Source organism: Bradyrhizobium sp. AUGA SZCCT0176, from assembly GCF_018130145.1.
Taxonomy (GTDB): domain Bacteria; phylum Pseudomonadota; class Alphaproteobacteria; order Rhizobiales; family Xanthobacteraceae; genus Bradyrhizobium.
Genome location: NZ_JAFCMB010000022.1, coordinates 74120 through 91119 on the forward strand (window position 1 = coordinate 74120; position 17000 = coordinate 91119).

17 protein-coding genes and 1 pseudogene are annotated in these 17000 nt (G+C 59.4%); 3 read left to right on the plus strand and 15 right to left on the minus strand.

Going from position 1 to position 17000, the window contains the following annotated elements; all coding sequences use genetic code 11:
• Together JQ600_RS31395 and JQ600_RS31400 are read right to left on the minus strand one after the other, a co-directional pair.
• Nucleotides 1-816 (minus strand): ABC transporter permease, encoded by an 816-nt coding sequence (locus JQ600_RS31395; protein ID WP_212263936.1) that lies wholly within the window; start codon nucleotides 814-816, stop codon nucleotides 1-3.
• 128 nt (nucleotides 817-944) lie between these two features.
• Nucleotides 945-1952, minus strand: a complete 1008-nt coding sequence (locus tag JQ600_RS31400; protein ID WP_212390951.1) for an ABC transporter substrate-binding protein — start codon at nucleotides 1950-1952, stop codon at nucleotides 945-947.
• Nucleotides 1953-2139: 187 nt separating this feature from the next.
• Between JQ600_RS31400 and JQ600_RS31405 the strand changes: the two genes are divergently transcribed.
• The gene (locus JQ600_RS31405; RefSeq protein ID WP_212390952.1) at nucleotides 2140-3291 is read left to right on the plus strand and encodes a zinc-binding dehydrogenase; all 1152 of its coding nucleotides are present in this window, start codon (nucleotides 2140-2142) and stop codon (nucleotides 3289-3291) included.
• A 26-nt stretch (nucleotides 3292-3317) separates the two neighbouring features.
• On the opposite strand, the gene JQ600_RS31410 is transcribed toward JQ600_RS31405, so the two are convergent.
• Genes JQ600_RS31410 through JQ600_RS31420 form a run of 3 tightly spaced genes read right to left on the minus strand, consistent with a single transcriptional unit; the run spans nucleotide 3318 to nucleotide 7071 of the window.
• Nucleotides 3318-5711: a xanthine dehydrogenase family protein molybdopterin-binding subunit gene (locus JQ600_RS31410; RefSeq protein WP_212390953.1), complete on the minus strand. Its 2394-nt coding sequence runs from the start codon at nucleotides 5709-5711 to the stop codon at nucleotides 3318-3320.
• Nucleotides 5708-6190: a (2Fe-2S)-binding protein gene (locus tag JQ600_RS31415; RefSeq protein WP_212390954.1), complete on the minus strand. Its 483-nt coding sequence runs from the start codon at nucleotides 6188-6190 to the stop codon at nucleotides 5708-5710. The genes JQ600_RS31410 and JQ600_RS31415 overlap by 4 nt, the downstream gene beginning before the upstream one ends.
• Nucleotides 6187-7071: a xanthine dehydrogenase family protein subunit M gene (locus tag JQ600_RS31420; protein ID WP_212490261.1), complete on the minus strand. Its 885-nt coding sequence runs from the start codon at nucleotides 7069-7071 to the stop codon at nucleotides 6187-6189. The genes JQ600_RS31415 and JQ600_RS31420 overlap by 4 nt, the downstream gene beginning before the upstream one ends.
• 184 nt (nucleotides 7072-7255) lie before the next feature.
• Here JQ600_RS31420 and JQ600_RS31425 point away from each other — a divergent pair, with 184 nt between their 5' ends.
• Together JQ600_RS31425 and JQ600_RS31430 are read left to right on the plus strand one after the other, a co-directional pair.
• Nucleotides 7256-8356 carry an LLM class flavin-dependent oxidoreductase gene (locus JQ600_RS31425; protein ID WP_212390955.1) on the plus strand — a complete coding sequence of 367 codons (1101 nt, stop codon included), beginning with the start codon at nucleotides 7256-7258 and terminating at the stop codon, nucleotides 8354-8356.
• Nucleotides 8357-8379: 23 nt separating this feature from the next.
• A complete protein-coding gene (locus JQ600_RS31430; protein ID WP_212390956.1) occupies nucleotides 8380-9255 on the plus strand; it encodes a polysaccharide deacetylase family protein in 876 nt (291 codons plus the stop codon).
• Between the two features lie 8 nt (nucleotides 9256-9263).
• Here JQ600_RS31430 and JQ600_RS31435 read toward each other — a convergent pair whose 3' ends face one another.
• From JQ600_RS31435 to JQ600_RS31480, 10 genes and pseudogenes are all read right to left on the minus strand, one after another.
• The gene (locus tag JQ600_RS31435; protein WP_212390957.1) at nucleotides 9264-9950 is read right to left on the minus strand and encodes a TetR/AcrR family transcriptional regulator; all 687 of its coding nucleotides are present in this window, start codon (nucleotides 9948-9950) and stop codon (nucleotides 9264-9266) included.
• Complete coding sequence (locus tag JQ600_RS31440) at nucleotides 9950-10501, minus strand: flavin reductase family protein (RefSeq protein ID WP_212390958.1); 552 nt, start codon at nucleotides 10499-10501, stop codon at nucleotides 9950-9952. The genes JQ600_RS31435 and JQ600_RS31440 overlap by 1 nt, the downstream gene beginning before the upstream one ends.
• A gap of 7 nt (nucleotides 10502-10508) precedes the next feature.
• The gene (locus tag JQ600_RS31445; protein WP_249133251.1) at nucleotides 10509-11735 is read right to left on the minus strand and encodes an acyl-CoA dehydrogenase family protein; all 1227 of its coding nucleotides are present in this window, start codon (nucleotides 11733-11735) and stop codon (nucleotides 10509-10511) included.
• A 247-nt stretch (nucleotides 11736-11982) separates the two neighbouring features.
• Nucleotides 11983-12411, minus strand: a complete 429-nt coding sequence (locus tag JQ600_RS31450; RefSeq protein ID WP_212490262.1) for a GNAT family N-acetyltransferase — start codon at nucleotides 12409-12411, stop codon at nucleotides 11983-11985.
• A gap of 544 nt (nucleotides 12412-12955) precedes the next feature.
• Nucleotides 12956-13555: pseudogene (locus JQ600_RS37475) on the minus strand (phage terminase large subunit); the annotation flags it as partial.
• Nucleotides 13476-13721, minus strand: a complete 246-nt coding sequence (locus JQ600_RS31460; RefSeq protein ID WP_249136180.1) for a hypothetical protein — start codon at nucleotides 13719-13721, stop codon at nucleotides 13476-13478. The gene JQ600_RS31460 and the pseudogene JQ600_RS37475, both read right to left, overlap by 80 nt.
• An 8-nt stretch (nucleotides 13722-13729) precedes the next feature.
• Entirely contained in the window at nucleotides 13730-13894 is a 165-nt protein-coding gene (locus JQ600_RS31465; RefSeq protein ID WP_212390961.1) for a hypothetical protein, read from the minus strand.
• A 515-nt stretch (nucleotides 13895-14409) separates the two neighbouring features.
• A complete protein-coding gene (locus JQ600_RS31470; protein WP_212490264.1) occupies nucleotides 14410-15471 on the minus strand; it encodes a hypothetical protein in 1062 nt (353 codons plus the stop codon).
• Entirely contained in the window at nucleotides 15371-15982 is a 612-nt protein-coding gene (locus JQ600_RS31475) for a hypothetical protein (RefSeq protein ID WP_212390963.1), read from the minus strand. Before JQ600_RS31475 ends, JQ600_RS31470 begins: the two co-directional genes overlap by 101 nt.
• A 12-nt stretch (nucleotides 15983-15994) precedes the next feature.
• Nucleotides 15995-16426: a hypothetical protein gene (locus tag JQ600_RS31480; protein WP_212263921.1), complete on the minus strand. Its 432-nt coding sequence runs from the start codon at nucleotides 16424-16426 to the stop codon at nucleotides 15995-15997.
• Nucleotides 16427-17000 lie beyond the last annotated feature (574 nt).

Sequence of the window (17000 nt, forward strand, 5' to 3'; positions counted from 1 at the left end):
TCATCCAGCCGCCGCAACTGCGCTGCCGCTGAAGGAGCGGGCGAGCGCCAGGATGAACCAGGTAATGATGCCGAGCCCGACCGACAGCGCGGCCGAAGTCGAAAAATTCGCAGCCAGCGTGAACTCGGTATAGATCAGCATCGGCAACACATCGATGTTGGTCGCCAGCGTAAACGCCGTACCAAACGCCCCCATCGCCGTCGCAAAGGCAATCGCACCGGAGGCGACGAAGGCCGGCGCCAACGCCGGCAACACCACATCGCGCTGCACCGCCCATGGACTGGCCCCCAGCGAACGGGCTGCCTCTTCCAAACCAACATCGAGCTTCTGCACCGCGGCCATGATGGTGAGAATGACGCGCGGGATCGAGAAATAGAGATAACCGAGGAACAGCCCGTAGATCGAGTAGGCAAAGACCAGCTTCTCGCCCAACACGCGGTTGGAAAGATCACCGATCAGCCCCTGGCGGCCGGCGAGCAGGATGATCAGGAAGCCGATAACCACGCCGGGAAACGCCAGCGGAAAGGTCAGCATCGCAATCAGTACGGCGCGGCCGGGGAAGCGATGCCGCTGCAGGAACATTCCAGCAATCGTCGCCACTATCAGCGTCACAATGGTGGTCGCGGCTGCCAGCGCCACCGTATTGATCAAGGTTGCGCGGTAACGCGGCTCGGTCAGGATCGCCAGATAGCCCGCGGCGCCCTGTGGGCCTTCCGCCCCGGTCACGACCAGCCGCGCCATCGGGAGCAGAAAAAACGCTGCCGTCACCACCGCAAGCGGCAGCAGGCACAACCAGACAAAGGATCTATGCGACATCAGCAGAAGGCGCCCCGGAGCTTCAGTTCTGACGAATCAGAACCGCAGCTCTACTTCGTCGACGCGTTTTCTTCACGCGAACCGGTACCACTTCGCTCGAAAACGCTCTAACCGGACGCCATATTGCCTCAGCGAACCTCGGCGAGATAGCGGTCGACGAAGCCTTTTTGCATGTTTTCCATCTGACCCCAGTCGACATTTTTCGCGCGCGTGTAGTCGCTGTCGGGCAGGAACTTCTTCTTCACGGCCTCAGGCAGTTCGATCGGCCGCGCGGGACGCAGATAGGCGTTGGTCCAGATCGCCTGCCCCTTGTCGGACAGAAGATAGTCGAGAACCTTCTTGGCCTTGTCCTTGTGCGCCGCATTCTTGACGAGGCCAACGACGTAAGGAAACACCACAGAACCTTCGCAAGGGATCACAAACTCGAAATTGCCTTTCTCCGAGTATTTCGCGCGATAGGCGTTGAAATCGTAATCCAGCAGGATCGGCATCTCGCCCGAAACCACACGGGCATAGGAAGTCTGCTTGGGGACGATCGGGTCATTCTTCTTCAGGTCCTTGAAGAAGCTGATCGCGGGATCAAAATTGGCCGCCGAGCCGCCAAGCGCCAGATTGATGGCGACTGCACCGACGTACCCGACCGCGGCTGAAGACGGGTCGAGATAGCCGACCATACCCTTATAGTCGGGCTTCAGAAGGTCCTTCCAGCAGGCCGGCACCGGTTTGCCACCAAGCGCATCCTTGTTCACGAACAGGCCAAGCGTGCCGGAATGAATCGTGGTCCAGAAGCCATCGGCATCCTTCAGGCCGGCTGGGACCTGATCCCAGTTGGCGGGCTTATAGGGCTCGAGGGCATCCTGCGCCTTGGCCTTCATGCCGAAGGTGACGCCGAAATAGCCGATATCGCCGACGGGATTGCTTTTCTCGGCCAAAATCTGCGCGAGCGCCTGACCGGAGTTCTTGTTGTCGTGCGGAATATCGTAATTGAGATCGGCCTTGATCGCCTTGAGCATCGAGGCCCAGTCCGCCCATTCCGGGGGGCAATTATAGCAAATGACGTCGGCCGCTTTGGCAGATTGCCCGGGCGCGATCAGCGCTAGCGCCAGCAAGACAAGAACAAAACGGACGGTCTTCATGGATAACTCCGGTTTCGAGCGGCCGAAAAAGATATCAGCACCAACCGGCGACCAAGTATAGGCTGCGCATGAAGGTTTTGCGACAGTCTATTGCTATGCAGCAAACGGCTGCAGCCGCGCTGTAGCCGTCCGGGAATTTCGTCAGCCGACGATTTCAGCTAGGCTTCGACATGAGAGGAGACGCTTCATGTACCAGCCCGCCGGCGTCAAGACTTCCCCCGACCTACCCATCCCTAACCAAATGAAGGCCTGGGTACTGGACGACCCGGACCACCTCTCCTTGCGCGAGAAACCGGTCCCCGTTCCCACGCGCGCGGAAGTGCTGGTCCGGATCGATGCGGTTGCGATCTGCGCAACCGACCTTGAGATCATTCATACAGGCTCGCCGGCGAGCATTCAGGGTGGCCTGCCCTTCAACAAGAATTTCACGCCGGGCCACGAATACATGGGCACTGTCGCAGCGCTCGGACCTGACGTCGACGAATTCACGATTGGAGAAAGGATCAGCGTGGAGATCCACGCTGGTTGCGGCCAGTGCAAGCGCTGCCGCCAGGGCATGTACACCTCGTGCCTGAACTACGGAAAGCCCGAGAAGGGACATCGCGCCAACGGTTTCACCACCGATGGCGGTTTTGCCGAATACGCCGTCAACCACATCAACACGCTGGCACGCGTACCAGATACGATGAGTGACGCGGAGGCGACGCTGGTCGTCACCGCCGGCACCTCAATGTATGGCTTGACCGAATTGGGAGGGTTGGTTGCGGGCGAGAGCGTCGTGGTGATCGGCCCGGGGCCGATCGGACTGCTCGCGGTCGCCGTTGCCAAAGCGCTCGGCGCGAGCCCGGTGATCTTGACTGGAACGCGCAACAAACGGCTCGCAATCGGTCAGGAACTAGGCGCCGATCGCGTCATCAATATCAACGACGAGGACCCAGTCGAAGTCGTTAAGCAACTTACCGGTATCGGCGCCGACTACGTCGTTGAATGCGCCGGAAGCGAAACTACAATCAATCAAGCCATTCACATGACCAATCGCGGCGGAAAAATTTGCCTTGCCGCGTTCCCACATGATCCCGTCACGATGGATCTCGCACATCTCGTAAAGAACAACATCTATGCCTACGGCATTCGCGGCGAGGGCCGCAGCGCGACCCGCCGTGCCATGGCACTCATGGCGGAAAAGCGCTTCGATGCGACGAAAATCCATACACATACGTTTCCACTCGGCGATCTGCCAACCGCGCTAAGATACGCGCGTGAGCGTGTTGACGATGCCATCAAGGTGGTCGTCACCAATCGGCAGGCGAGTTCGATCGCGAACGTTGCAGCCGAGTGAACACTGGCTTTCGCTGGCACCGTCGTTCAGATTCTCCCCAGCGCAGTCAGGATCATCTGAGGCGTCAGCGGAATCTCCGTGATTATTGCCCCAAACGGCCTGAGCGCGTCATTGACCGCATTGGTCACGGCGGCGGCCGCCCCGGCCGTACCAGCCTCGCCCGCGCCCTTGGCGCCCAATTCCGATTCCATCGTGGGCGACACCACATGGCCGATATCAATATCCGGCATTTCGCCGGACATCGGGACCAGATAGTCGGCCATGTTAGCGTTGGTGAGCTGGCCACGTTCGTCATAAACGCATTTTTCGAACAGCGCGGCGCCAAGGCCCTGCACCACCCCGCCCCTGATCTGCTCGTCAACCAGCTGCGGATTGATGATCGTGCCACAGTCCTCGACCACCCAGTGCTTCAACAATTTAACGAAGCCGGTGTCGGTATCGACCTCCAGCCATGAGGCCTGGACACCGTTAGTAAAGGCGAAGGGATATTCTCGCGGGACAAAATGCCGTGTCGCCATCAGCTCCGCCTGAATACCCGGTGGCAGCGTATCGGGACGGAAATAAACGATCCTCGCCAATTCACTCAATTCAATGCGCGGCGCGCCATCGCTGACGTTCACAACGCTATTGCTGACGATGTCGAGATCGCCGGGTGACGATTGCAGGATGGCGGCGGCGACATCGAGGATGTTCTTGCGCAGGACCTTGGTGGCCTGAAGTGCGGCCTCACCGCCGATGCCGGCCCCGCGCGAAGCCCACGTGCCGCCGCCATAGGGCGTGTTGTCGGTGTCCCCCAGAATGACGCGAACGCGATCCATCGAGACGCCGAGGACGCTGCCGACGATCTGGGCGGTGAGCGATTCCGATCCCTGCCCCTGCTCGGTGATGCTGGTTTGGCAGACTACGGCTCCCTGGGCATCAAGCCGCACCGCAACGCCATCCTGCGACGATATCTTGGCGCCGCCGACGCCATAGAATGCCGCGCTGGGATTGGTGACTTCGATAAAGCTGGCGATGCCGATACCGCGATGAATGTTTTTGGCTCGCAACATTGCCTGTTCCGCGCGCAGCGCGTCATAGTCCATCATCTTGATAAGTTTCGCCAACGCGGCATGATGCGACAATTGCTCGAAACGCAAACCCGAAGGCGAAGCACAGGGGTAAGCGTCGTCGGCAATCAGATTGCGACGGCGAATTTCGACGGGATCCATGCCGATCTTCATCGCCGCCAGATCGACCAGACCCTCAGTTACTGAACAGGCGATCGGATGCCCGACCGCACGATACTGACACATGACGTTCTTGTTCTGGAACACGACGCGGGCGCGGGCGCGGTAGTTCTTGGTCACATAGGGCCCACCGACCAGGTTGACGACCTGATTGGCCTCGATGGCGCTCGTTCGCGGATACATTGAATACGGCCCGATACCCGTGAGATCGTCAATCTCGAACGCGGTGATGATACCATCGCGTTTGACTCCGATCTTTCCCTTGCAGCGATGGTCGCGCGCATGGATATCGGTGTTAAAACTCTCGACCCGGTCGGCGACGAATTTGACCGGCCGCCGCAGCAGTTTCGACAGTGCGTAAGTCGCCATTTCGTCGGCGTAGACGTGGACCTTGATACCGAAGGAGCCGCCGACGTCCTTGCAGACCACGCGGACCTGGGACTCCTGAAGACCGAGATGCAGCGCCGCAATATTCTGCACCATATGCGGCGCCTGCGTGCCCTGATAGATCGTGAGTCGCCCTTCGGCAGAGTTCCAGTCGGCAACTACCGAACGAGGCTCCAGCGTCACGCCGGTGTGCCGCCCAAAAATGAATTCTGCTTCCACCACCTCGTCGGAGGCAGCAAAGGCCGCGTCGACGGCGCCTGCGTCATGATTACGCTCGAAGGCCAGATTGTCGCCGAGCGCGGGATGGATCACGGACGTTGTGGGATCGAGCGCAGTTTGCATGTCCGTCACGGCGTCGAGTTCCTCATACGCGACGGAGATATGTTCTGCCGCGTCCTCGGCAGCGGCGCGGCTAGTTGCGATGATTGCCGCGACGGCTTCGCCCTGCCAGCACACCCGATCAACCGCGATCGCGCTTTGCGGCGCAGATTTGAGACCCTTCAAGTGCGAGAGCACCCCAACCCACGGCGTGATAACCACAGCAATTTCCTGGCCGGTGACGACGGCAATTACACCCGGCATGCGTTCTGCCGCCGCTGCGTCGATACCTGTGATTTTTGCATGCGCGTGCGGCGAGCGCAGGAACACAACATGCGCCATGCGCGGCAGTTCGATGTCGCTGACATATAACCCGCGTCCCTGCATCAGCCGGTCGAGGTTCGGCCGCGGCACGGTCTTGCCGATATAGGAGTTCGGCCGGTCGAGCACCGAAAACGCGTCACGATTCGCAGGTTTGCGTGTCATGTCGCGCGTCCTGCGCGCAACCGCGCTGTCGTCTCAATCGCATCAATAATCGCTTGATAGCCGGTACAACGGCAATAGTTGCCGGAAAGATGCTCACGAATCTTTTTCCGATCCGGCTCCGGAGTCTGCTGCAGCAAATCCTGCGCCGCCATCAACATTCCCGGTGTGCAGAAGCCGCATTGCAAGGCGTTACGATCGCGGAACGCGGCCTGCAGATCCGCGATTTCACCGCTGTCGGACAAACCCTCTATCGTTTCGACCGAGCCTTCTTGGGCTTGTACCGCCAGTATCAGGCAGGAGCGCACGATCTCGCCATTGAAGCGCACCGTGCAGGCACCGCAAACCCCGTGCTCACACCCGACATGCGTACCGGTCAACTTCATATGCTCACGCAGGAAGTCGGCCAGGTTCAGCCGCGGCAACACATGGGTGTCGATACGCTCGCCATTGACTTCGAGGAAAATGGGCACAGGGGTCATCGCGCGGGTACCCCCGACTGCAAGTCGGCACGGGAAAGCAGCGTGGACACGCAACGCTGAAGTAATACTTTCGCGAGGTGCCGCCGCATGGCCGGAGTAGCCTGCTGATCCTCCTGCGGATCCAGCTCTTCGCCCAGTACCGCGGAGGCGTTGGCCAGGACTTCCGGCGTGACGGCGACGTTAACAAGTTTTCCGGCAGCCCCGGCGAGCAAAGGCCGGTCGCCCACGGCAAAGAAACCGAGGCGGAGATCAGTGAACTGCCCGTCTACGATGGTCGACTGCGCCGCTAAGCCGACAATGGCATAGTCGCCATGACGGCGGGCAAATTCATGGAAGAAGTGCACGGAATCTTTCCGCGCGACAGGCAGTTCGACGGCAACCAGCAGTTCCTGTGGCGAAAGTGCCGTCTCGTAAATGCCGGTGAAGAATTCTTGAGCAGGGATTCGCCGCTCGCCGCGTGGCCCGCAAACGATGACGGTTGCGCCCAGCGCCACCATGCAAGCCGGCAATTCGGAAGCCGGATCCGCGTGCGCAAGGCTGCCGCCGAGCGTGCCGCGGTTGCGGATCGCCGGATGCGCGACATGGGAGGTAGCGTCCCTCAACAGAGGAGCATGGGTCGCGATTTCGGGAGATCTCAGGACGTCCACGTGACGCGTCAGCGCACGAACGGTTAAGACGTCGCCTTTCACAACTATCCCGCGAAGCTCAGCCAATTCACCGATATCGACAATGAATTCGGGGGAGATCAGGCGCAGATTCATTGCCGGCATCAGGCTTTGGCCGCCGGATAACACCTTGGCCTTGTCCCCGTACGCGACCAACAGTTCCAGCGCACTTGGGACGCTGGTCGGGCGGGCATAAGCGAAAGCCGAGGCTTTCATTTCGGCGTAACCTCCCCCTGCCGGATATCGGCATTTTCTTTGGATTAGACGGCGACAATTTTTAAAGGTCAAGTTTGTTTATCGAGTGATTATTTCGGTGCCTGCGACTTTGGGACTTGTTATCATTTTGCGACCGACGCACGTTTCCTACCAAACAAAAAGCCTGCCCTTGGGGGATCAGACCATGAAGCTCGGGTTCTTCACGATGCCCATCCATCCTGTCGGCAAGGATTGGCGGCTGTCCCTCAAAGAGGATCGCGAAGCCTTCCTGCTGGCCGACGAGCTCGGGTACAGCGAAGCTTATGTCGGCGAGCACGTCACCGACAAAGCCGAGAACATCACATCCTGCATCGCATTCATCGCCTGGCTCGCCGCGGCGACCAAGCAAATCAAGCTTGGAACCGGCACCATCAACATGCCGAACACTCATCCGGCGGCGCTTGCAGCCTCGATCGCGATGCTCGATCACATGCTCGACGGCCGCCTGATTTTCGGTATCAGCCCCGGTGGGTTGCTGTCCGACGCTGAAGTTTTCGGTAATCTCGACGCAGATCGCAACGCGATGTTCCTGGAGGCGATCAATCAGGTCCTTGATATCTGGGCAAGCGAGCCTCCGTATAACCTCCAAGGCAAGTACTGGAATGTATCGGTACAGAAGACCCTGATTGAGGACATTGGTCAGGGGTTCATCGCGCGCCCGCTACAACGGCCGCATCCACCGATCGTAGTGACGGCAGTGGCGCCGTTCTCGAAAGGCGTGACCGAAGCCGCTGCGCGCGGCTGGGATCCGATTTCGGCGAACTTCCTGATGCCGGCTTGGGTCAAAAGCCATTGGCCTAAATACGCTGAAGGCTGCGAACGTGTCGGCCGCCCCGCAGAGTCGGCGAACTGGCGGGTCGCCAAAAGCGTGTTTGTAGCCAAGGATGCTACAACGGCAAAAGCCTATGCTACCGATCCGAACGGTCCATATGTCTATTATTATCGCTCGCTATTCACCAAGTTGAAGCGTGGCGGCCGCATCGAATTGTTCAAAACGCGCCGTGATCAGCCCGACGAGGAAGTGACGCTCGAGTCGATCTGCGACAAACTCATCATTCACGGCACGCCAGATAGCGTGGCCGACCAACTGCTGGCTTTTCAGGAGGAGACTGGGCCCTTTGGCACGCTCCTTTATGCCGGCAAGGACTGGAAGGATCGTGAGCTTGGACGCCAGTCGATGATCCTGATGGCCGAAAAAGTCATGCCGCGCGTTAGCGCAGACATGTCCGGCAAGGCGTCCGGATAGATCAATCATCCAAGGAATCTGCCGTGGCTCTTAGTGATCGTATCCCCTATCAGGCCCAAATCGATCGACCAAAGTTGACGCTTCCCGGCGGCAAGAAGCTCGCAGTGTGGGTGATCCTCAACGTAGAGGAATGGCGGATCGAGAACGCGATGCCGCGGACGGTGTTGAGCCCGCCGATGGGACAGACGCTGCTGCCTGACGTGCCGAATTGGTCCTGGCATGAGTACGGCATGCGGGCCGGCTTCTGGCGGCAGTTCAAGGTGCTGACCGACCGCAAGATGCCGGTAACGCTGGCCCTGAATGCCAATGTCTGCAATTCCTATCCGCGCGTTGCGTCCGCCGCGCTCGAGGCCGGCTTCGAGTTTATGGGCCACGGATTCCTGCAGGGGCCGATGCACAAGCTCGACAATCAAGCCGATGCGATCAAGCGCTCCGTAGAAACAATCGCAAAATTTACCGGCAAATCACCACGATCATGGGAGAGCCCGGGCCTCACCGAGACCGAGGAAACTCTCGATCTTCTGCGTCTCAACGGCATCGAATATCTAGCGGATTGGGTCATCGACGATCTGCCGCAGGATATCGCCACGCCCCACGGCACCATCACGACGATCCCTTATTCGGTCGAAACCAACGACATCGTCGTCCATGCGCTGCAACATCAGCCCTCCGAGCAATTCCTGAAGCGTGGCATGGATCAGTTCGACCGGCTCTATCTCGAAGGCGAATCGAACGCGCGGATCATGGCGATCTCGATCCATCCCTATATTACGGGGGTTCCGCATCGCATCAAATATCTGGAAGCGCTGCTGGACTACGTGATCAGCCATGACGGCGTGGCACTGATGACCGCAAGCGAGATCGGCGACTGGTATCGCGCGGAAACAGCCGGAAAATAACAGCTGGCTTATCCCACCACCTTGATTGGTGCGCGGCGGACATCCGGCGAGGTTTCATTGACCCGATCGAAGCCGGCCAGAAAGACATCCAGCGCATCGCTGATGATGCGATCCTTGTCTTCGAGCACCGGCGATTCGTAGATGTATTTGCGGACGCCATAATAGAAGATGCCGCCGTGAAAGACCCAGGCCAGTTCGAGTTCGGTCGCACTCGGCTTGTTTTGCACGATAAGCCCCGCTTCATGACGGCACTCCCGGATGATCCGGGTCAGGATCTTGTCCTTAACCATGCCGACATACCAGCGATTGATGTCCAGACCTTTCAAGCCCGAATAGAGATAGATGCGAAGCCATTTCCGGGTGAAGATCGCGTCGGTATAGGCGCGATAGAATTCCAGCAGCCGGTCGCGAAGCGGCCGCGAGCGGTCGGTCAGCAGTTTCTCCCAGCCGGTTTCCAGCGGGTCGAGATAGACCGTGCGATAGACCTCCTTGATCAAGTTGTCCTTGCTTGGAAAGTAACGATAGAGCAGCGGCTGCGTTACGCCAAGCCGCCGCGCCAGTGCCCGCGTTCCACCGCCAAATCCTTCTTCCGAGAAAAATTCAGTCGCCTTCGCAACAATTTCCCGGCGACGATCGTCGGGCGAGAGGCGCCTTTGTTTGGTGCCAGCACGTTTGGGCTGACCTTTCCTGCTCATCAGGATTTGCCGTCGTCGCCGGCAAGGAATCGGCCGAATCCGCCGCGTGCAAACAACAGCGGCTCCTGCCCATTATAAGTATAGGCCTCGACGGCTCCCAGAAAGATGATGTGGTCACCCCCGTAGTATCGATTGGCGGCACGACACTGAAAATTTGCAACGCTGTCAGCAAGCACCGGCGCGTTGCCGAGCCCCGGCGTCCAGCTCACGCCGGCGAATTTGTCGCCGGAGGATTTTGCGAATTGCGAGGCCAGCGTCTGCTGAGAAGCACCGAGAACATTGACTGCGAAATGGCTGGCGTTCTGGAAGATGGTCAAGCCCTGCGAGAACATGCCGAGGCTCCACAGGACCAGCGGCGGATTCAGCGAGACTGAGGCAAAGGAGTTGCAGGTCACGCCATACGGCTTTCCGTCAGCCGCCATCGCTGTAACGATAGTGACGCCGGTAGCGAACGTACCGAGCGCATTACGAAAATCCCGGGGATCGATCGCCGAGTTGTCGCTGGCGAACTCGTTAGCGGGATCGGCCGGATGTTTGGGTGCGTCGGACATCCTCGCCTCAGAGCGTCAGGTTTTCGGACGGCAGGCCAAGCGCTACACGTCCATAATTGGTTCCCGCCGCATCGAAATTGAACGCGAGGTGCGAATTCACCGCGTGGGCATCGCGAAACTGCCGCTGCAACGCACCCGACGTAAACAGACTGCGCGCGCCGCTTGCAGCAAACAGCAGCGACACGGCCTCAGTGCAGAGGTTGACAGAGAACGCGCCGTCACGCCGCAATCGCGTCTTGTCTGCTATATCCGGAACGTGACCACGTCGAGCGTCCACCATCGCTTCGATGCAGTTCGTGCGCATGACCAGCCGCGCCGCGTCGATCTTGGCGGAGGCCTCCGCGATCTTGATCTGGGTCGTCTGCATATCGCTGAGCTTGGCCCGATTGTAGGTCGAGGCGCGATGACGTGCGAATTCGACATAATCATTCAAACAGGCCTGTGCATTACCCAGACCGACGCCTGATAATACATAGGGGAACAACGAGAATACCGGCAGCGCATAGAGGGCGTTTGGATTGACGGCACTCCCCGGGGTTGGCCCGCCGGTAAGATCGCTGACGGCGATCGTCATCTGCTCGGCGATGAAGGCGTCCGTGACCCTGACATCGTTCGATCCGGTACCGCACAGGCCGGTCGCGTTCCAGGTATCGTTGATCTTGTAGTCGCTCTTGTTGAGCAGGAAGAGCCGGTATTCGATACCGTCGGCGTCATCGTCGGACGAAACCACGCTGGCGAGCATGTTCCAATCGCAGGATTCGACACCTGAGGAAAACGGCCAGTGGCCATTGAGCACATATCCGCCATCGACTTTTCTGGCTCGGCCAGCCGGAAAGATGAATGACGAGGCGATCAACGCATTGGCGTCCTTGTCCCAGACGGCGTCCTGCGCATGCCGGTCAAACATGCCTAGCATCCAGTGATGGCTTGCAAGATTGGCAAAATTCCACGCTACGGAAGCATCCGCCTGCCCCAGCGCATCGGCGCAATCGACCAGCGCAACATAGTCGAGTTCGGCGCCGCCGACGCGTTTGGGCTGTATGATCCGGAACAGGCCGGCATCGTGTAAATCTCGCTCGGTCTCCGGTGGCAGGCGCCGCAGTTCTTCGGTCCTGGCAGCACGCTCCCGCAATTTCGGGATCAGCGCTCTGGCGCGGGCAACCATAGCGGCATAGCTGTCCGTACCCGGTCCCGCGAGCGAACTTGCATCTGGCCTGCGGCCGTCCCCTGGCATTGGCGTTTCCTTGCCCAATCCGTCGTTGCGAACTTGAAGCGGTTGGGCCTGGCCAGTCTACCGCCTCACCGCCAATGATCAAGGCGCGCGGAACATGCCTCTTCCGCCAAATTGGGCTGGTGCCATGTGATCTTTTGCGTCGCGCCAGACGGATCCGTTGGCTATGCACCCGTGCTAAAACGAAAAAGAGCCCGGCGGCCGTCAGGCCACCGGGCGAGGAGTACTTCGAAAGAATGCTGGACGCTGGCTATCCAATGAGCTTGCGCCAATAAAGCGTATTTGGCCAAGCCCATGGGACTGGCGGCTGAAACAGCCGGTAGCCGGCGCGAATGAAATTATTGGCTGACGACAGATTATCAGTCGTGTCGGAAATGACCGAGCACCATCCGTTGAGCCGCGCACGCCCCTCCACGGCGCCCATCAAACGAAGTTGCAACCGGCGTCCCCAGTGCTTCTTCAGCACGCCAACCCGGCAGAAATAGCCGGCATTGGACACGTGGGTTGAAGGAACAACTCCCGCAAAGCCAACTGGCTCCGTCTCGTCACGAGCGAGCCACCAATGCCCATGATCGAACTTTAGTATAGGGGCACAATCCAAGAATGTCAGCCGATGAAGTTCCAGGAGCGTATCAGCTATCTCATCGTCGTGCCCGTCAACCTCACGAATCCGGTACATTGGCCCCACCTGATGCTGAAATTTGAGTTGTCGACGGATCGCATTCAGCAAACCGTCGGCAATGAATCTGGACGCCACATCGATGACCGTGGCTACACAACATACGCTGAGATATTCCGGTCATGGCGCATCTCCGCGATCACCTGCCAAGCGTAGCCTTGATGCCGAGCCAGACCGCACCGACAAATCCGGTGACAATCACGGTGATGACCGCCTTGAAAGTATAGCTCTGAGCCTGTTCGACACTTCTGCGCCAGCGACGCAGATGCTGAAGATCTGCCCGCATTTCGGCTCCCACCCATTGCACGATCCAGATCGTGAAGGCATCCGCCGTCGCGCCGGAGCCACCGATATCGATGAAGGCGCGGAGCGGCAACAGCGGATCGGCCGAGACCTTGCCGATGCGCCCGTCGCTTCGCGCCTGCGACAGCATCCCGGCGAAGTACGCGCCTTCGAACGCGCCGATGTAGTCGCCCTCCCAGATGTGGTCATAGCGATCCGGATAGAGCGACAAATCGAGTTGCCGCTCCTCCTCCAGCACGGAGGGAAACCAGGGATTGTCACGCCAACTCGCCTTGATCACGCACGCACCCGGCGGCTGGCGCGTCCGCAGGAAATCGTCGATCGCGTCGGACTTCCGGCGCGGATTCCAGCTCGCCCACAGCTCCGAGCGTTCGGCGCGGATCGTCGGACGCAGCAGCGACAGGCTGCGCGCGCTCAGATTCTGCGCCTCGTCGATCCAGGCAATACGAAACCCTTCCAGTGATTTTATCGAGTCGGCAGTGTGATCCTGCATACCCCGGAAGATGACGATTCCATCTCCGGGCGTTTCGATCTTGTCGCTGTAGAGCTTGAAGCCGCTGCCGACGCCGAGCGCGGCGATCTTGCTCTCGATCAACCGCTTGCTCGACTGCGCCAATGTCCGTTGCGCCTCGCGAATGCAGACCGCAAGCGTGCCGCGCTCGGCCTGGCAGGTCTCGACCAGAAGCTCGCCGAAAAAATGCGATTTTCCGGATCCCCTGCCGCCAAAGGCTGCGCGGTACCTGCTGGGCCGAAGCAATGGCTCAAATACTTTCGCTGTGGGGATCGTCAGGATTGACGATGAGCCGCTCGATCCGTTCGGGAGGCTTGTTCGAACCGTCATTACCGCTCTCCGATGGTTGCGCGGCCTTGCCCCAGCCGCGATCGAGGACCGCGTTGGCCGCCGAGATGCGCGCCGCAGGCGTCGCATCCTTGCTATGCATGATTTTGACGAGGACGTTGATGGCCGTCTTGGTCTGGCTCCGTGCCAGTGAGCGGATGTCTGCCAAGGGTTTCCTCACCGCGTCTCGTCATGATCCGCCGTGACGTATTCGCACGGCGTAAGGTCGGTCGGGTCCGCCGCAGGCTCGTGCACCGCGGAGCGGAACGCGATCGTCGGGAAATCGGTCTGTTCATGATCATGCCCGGGGCGCGGGATGAACTGGATGATTTCGGCACTCATGAGGGATCCTCCCATACCGCGATTGCAATCAGGCCGATCAGCGCGAGCGATATCAGATACGCCGTCATCGGCTTCTCTCCGGGAAAAAATGCGCGGCATGATCGCTGGTGTGCAATCATTTCGGGCGCGAACCGTATCCCTGCTGCAGGGGCCGCTTGCGGACGTGACCTGGGCCACGCCGCACGCCGGCGCGTTCACGCGTGCCGGCTAAGGATGATCTCAAAGGTTCGGACGACGGCGCGCCTGCGACGCCTCAGGCGACGGGCGTTGGGAGTTGTGGCGTCGTGACAAGCGGCCGCCGTCCGATTGGAAAATTTCAAACAAAAAGCCCGCGGCGGATTTCTCCGCCCGGGCTCTGCATGATTTTCGCGATGATGATATTCAGCCGGTGATTTGCCCGACGTGTCAAATTCTTTTTCAGGCCGTCAATCAATCGCAGAAAATCAGGGAACATCGATGCGACAGGACTCGCCTGACAATAAGGCGCGAGCCGACGGGAATTTTGATCTTCAAGACTACCGCTGCTGGGCGGCGAGCAAGAGCTTGAGCAGCACGCCGGGCGGCGGCGCATCCGGATTGTCGGGATCGAAGCCCGTAAGTGCCGCGATCCGGCCCGCAAGACCGCCCATCGGAATTGGACTGTCCGAGGGAGCGAGCGATGCTCCCGGTGCGCCACGCTCGAATATGGGAGCCTGCGGTTCGTTGGCGCTCAGCTGGTTCAGATGTTGAATGTACTCCAACAACGTGGAGGCCGTTGGACCCTGGGATTGCCCCGGCCTGGACGAAGAGCTGCTTCCACCGGCTGCGCGGGACAAGGCATCGTTTCCGCTGACGAAGGCGTTTCGGCGTTGCGGCGGCGCCGCCCGCATCGGATGCAGCGGATCGAGGCCCGCCAGAGCCGCAGCCCAGTCGATGCGGCCGCTAGAGGCGTTCAGTTGATCGGGAAGAACGAACTGCGCGGCCGGAGCGCCGGTGTCGAAAACGGACGCCGGCGGCGGATTGCCATCCCGCCGGCTGACATACCGCATCGGCTTGGTGCCGATGCCAGGCGCTTCGGAAAAGTCTGTCGATCCCCGGATCGGTGGTGGTGTCGTCCACAACGGCATCGGCTTGTCGTTGAATATTCCGGGTGGCTTGCCGGGTTCAGCCGGCGGCAGGGGTAAGTTCGGATTGCGCGGCGTGACGCCGGCAGGAGAAGAGGTCCAGTTTCCGAAGCGGTTATCGAGTGAATTCTGAAGGTGGGGAGAAAGACCCTCGTTGGACGGAACGAACGGAACGGGTGGTGCACCGACATCGAACGTAGATACCTCCGGCTTACCCGCGACGCGTCGACCCAAATACGGTACAGGCTTGCGGTCAGCGTCCCTCGGTATTTCCCCGACGCCCCTCACCCACGCGGGCAGATTTGGATTGGTGCTTTCCGCAGTAGAGCTTCCGAACCGGCGATCGAACGACTCTTGGCGATCGCCCGCAGGGCTAGCATTCGCCGGGACGAACGGCGTAACCGGACCGCGCAAAGGTGCTGCCGCCTTGTCGAGGGGATTTTCCAAGCGCCGATCGAAACCTGGAACCTTCACCGGGTGCGTTTGGCCGCTTACGGGATCGACGGCAAAAAAAACGATCGAAAATCTCAGGAAACACCGTTCCCGGACCTAAAAATCCCGCCCTCTTCAAGGCTCCCGCCGCAAACGAGTTGCTGTTCTGCGATAAGGGACGATACTCGTACCCTATCGAATTCACCTCATCGCCAAAGCTCGTCATCCGCTCCCACTGCGAACGCAGATTGTCAGCCTCAGCGATAAGCGTAGATGGCAGGTTTGACGCAAGGCGGATAGCATCTCGCTTCTCGGCTCTGAGACGCTTAAACGGCGAATCTGTATTGTTTGCACCATTGGACCGGCCTTCCTCTTGAACGAATGCTAAAAACTTAGCGACGTTACGATCGAACTTCTGCTCCGGCACCCCCTCAAGCGTGTGATGTTTTCCTTCGGAATCGATGTAGTTCAACACGATATGATGCCCGAGCACCGCCCCTTGATAAGGCAACGCGCTCGCATTGGTGAAGGTCATAAAAATTCGTTCAGCCAATCTTTGACTCCTTTACTTCTTCACCCAGCCAACAAACGGAGGGTCCGATTTCTTCTTCAGGGGGTAATACGAAAATCCAACAGTTACATCGTCGCTTGAGAACAGAACAATAAATTGCTTCGCTTGCGGATTGTAATTGATCGACTGGAGAAATCGCGATCGCCAAGTTACAAGCAACAAGGCATCCGTGTCGCAATCCACAAACGACGGATGTCGATTATTGAGATCCACGAACGGCATGATCCAATTCTTTTCCTTTGCAAGAAGTTGATCCACCTCTGCGACATAGGAAGATACTTTTTCGATGCAGGAGGCGGGATCGGCGCGCGCAATCGGTGCTTGCACGACGCACAGCAACATTGCCGCCCAGACTGCAAAACTGCTGTTCGGCCGCATCACAGTGCTCACCGCCCGCTGCATAAACGTACCAAACTCTTTCGTCATATCAGGCCTCCACGCCCCAGATGCACGGCCAATTAGAAATCGCGTAGGCAGACTATGGATTATCCTGTTCTTTTCGTGCGCCTTCTCATTAGTTCACGTTGATGATTTCAGGATATTTTGTGCAGGCCGGTTGCTTGACACGTCCGACCTTACCCCCTGGTGGTCGGAAATCTCGCTTCACCATGATCGTTTCGGGGCGCGGGACGAACCGGGCGACGCCGGTCGGCACTCATGAGGCTACCTCCCATACCGTGATTGCAATCAGGCCGATCAGCGCGAGCGAGATCAGATACGCGATCATCGGCTTCTCTCTGGAAATAGAATGCGCGGCATGATCGCCGGTGTGTGATCATTTCGGGCGCGAACCGTATCCCTGGTGCAGGGGCCGCTTGCGCCGTGACCTTGGCCACGCCGCACACCGGCGCGTTCGCGCGTGCCGGCTAATGATGATCTCAAAGGTTCGGACGACGGCGCGCCTGCGACGCCTCAGGCGACGGGCGTTGGGAGTTGTGGCGTCGTGACAAGCGGCCGCCGTCCGATTGGAAAATTTCAAACAAAAAGCCCGCGGCGGATT

Bases quoted from the DNA above. Each gene is read 5' to 3' on its own strand.
- JQ600_RS31395 (WP_212263936.1), bottom strand. From the start codon at position 816: ATGTCGCATAGATCCTTTGTCTGGTTGTGCCTGCTGCCGCTTGCGGTG.
- JQ600_RS31400 (WP_212390951.1), bottom strand. From the start codon at position 1,952: ATGAAGACCGTCCGTTTTGTTCTTGTCTTGCTGGCGCTAGCGCTGATC.
- JQ600_RS31405 (WP_212390952.1), top strand. From the start codon at position 2,140: ATGTACCAGCCCGCCGGCGTCAAGACTTCCCCCGACCTACCCATCCCT.
- JQ600_RS31410 (WP_212390953.1), bottom strand. From the start codon at position 5,711: ATGACACGCAAACCTGCGAATCGTGACGCGTTTTCGGTGCTCGACCGG.
- JQ600_RS31415 (WP_212390954.1), bottom strand. From the start codon at position 6,190: ATGACCCCTGTGCCCATTTTCCTCGAAGTCAATGGCGAGCGTATCGAC.
- JQ600_RS31420 (WP_212490261.1), bottom strand. From the start codon at position 7,071: ATGAAAGCCTCGGCTTTCGCTTATGCCCGCCCGACCAGCGTCCCAAGT.
- JQ600_RS31425 (WP_212390955.1), top strand. From the start codon at position 7,256: ATGAAGCTCGGGTTCTTCACGATGCCCATCCATCCTGTCGGCAAGGAT.
- JQ600_RS31435 (WP_212390957.1), bottom strand. From the start codon at position 9,950: ATGAGCAGGAAAGGTCAGCCCAAACGTGCTGGCACCAAACAAAGGCGC.
- JQ600_RS31440 (WP_212390958.1), bottom strand. From the start codon at position 10,501: ATGTCCGACGCACCCAAACATCCGGCCGATCCCGCTAACGAGTTCGCC.
- JQ600_RS31445 (WP_249133251.1), bottom strand. From the start codon at position 11,735: ATGCCAGGGGACGGCCGCAGGCCAGATGCAAGTTCGCTCGCGGGACCG.
- JQ600_RS31450 (WP_212490262.1), bottom strand. From the start codon at position 12,411: ATGTACCGGATTCGTGAGGTTGACGGGCACGACGATGAGATAGCTGAT.
- JQ600_RS31465 (WP_212390961.1), bottom strand. From the start codon at position 13,894: ATGAGTGCCGAAATCATCCAGTTCATCCCGCGCCCCGGGCATGATCAT.
- JQ600_RS31480 (WP_212263921.1), bottom strand. From the start codon at position 16,426: ATGACGAAAGAGTTTGGTACGTTTATGCAGCGGGCGGTGAGCACTGTG.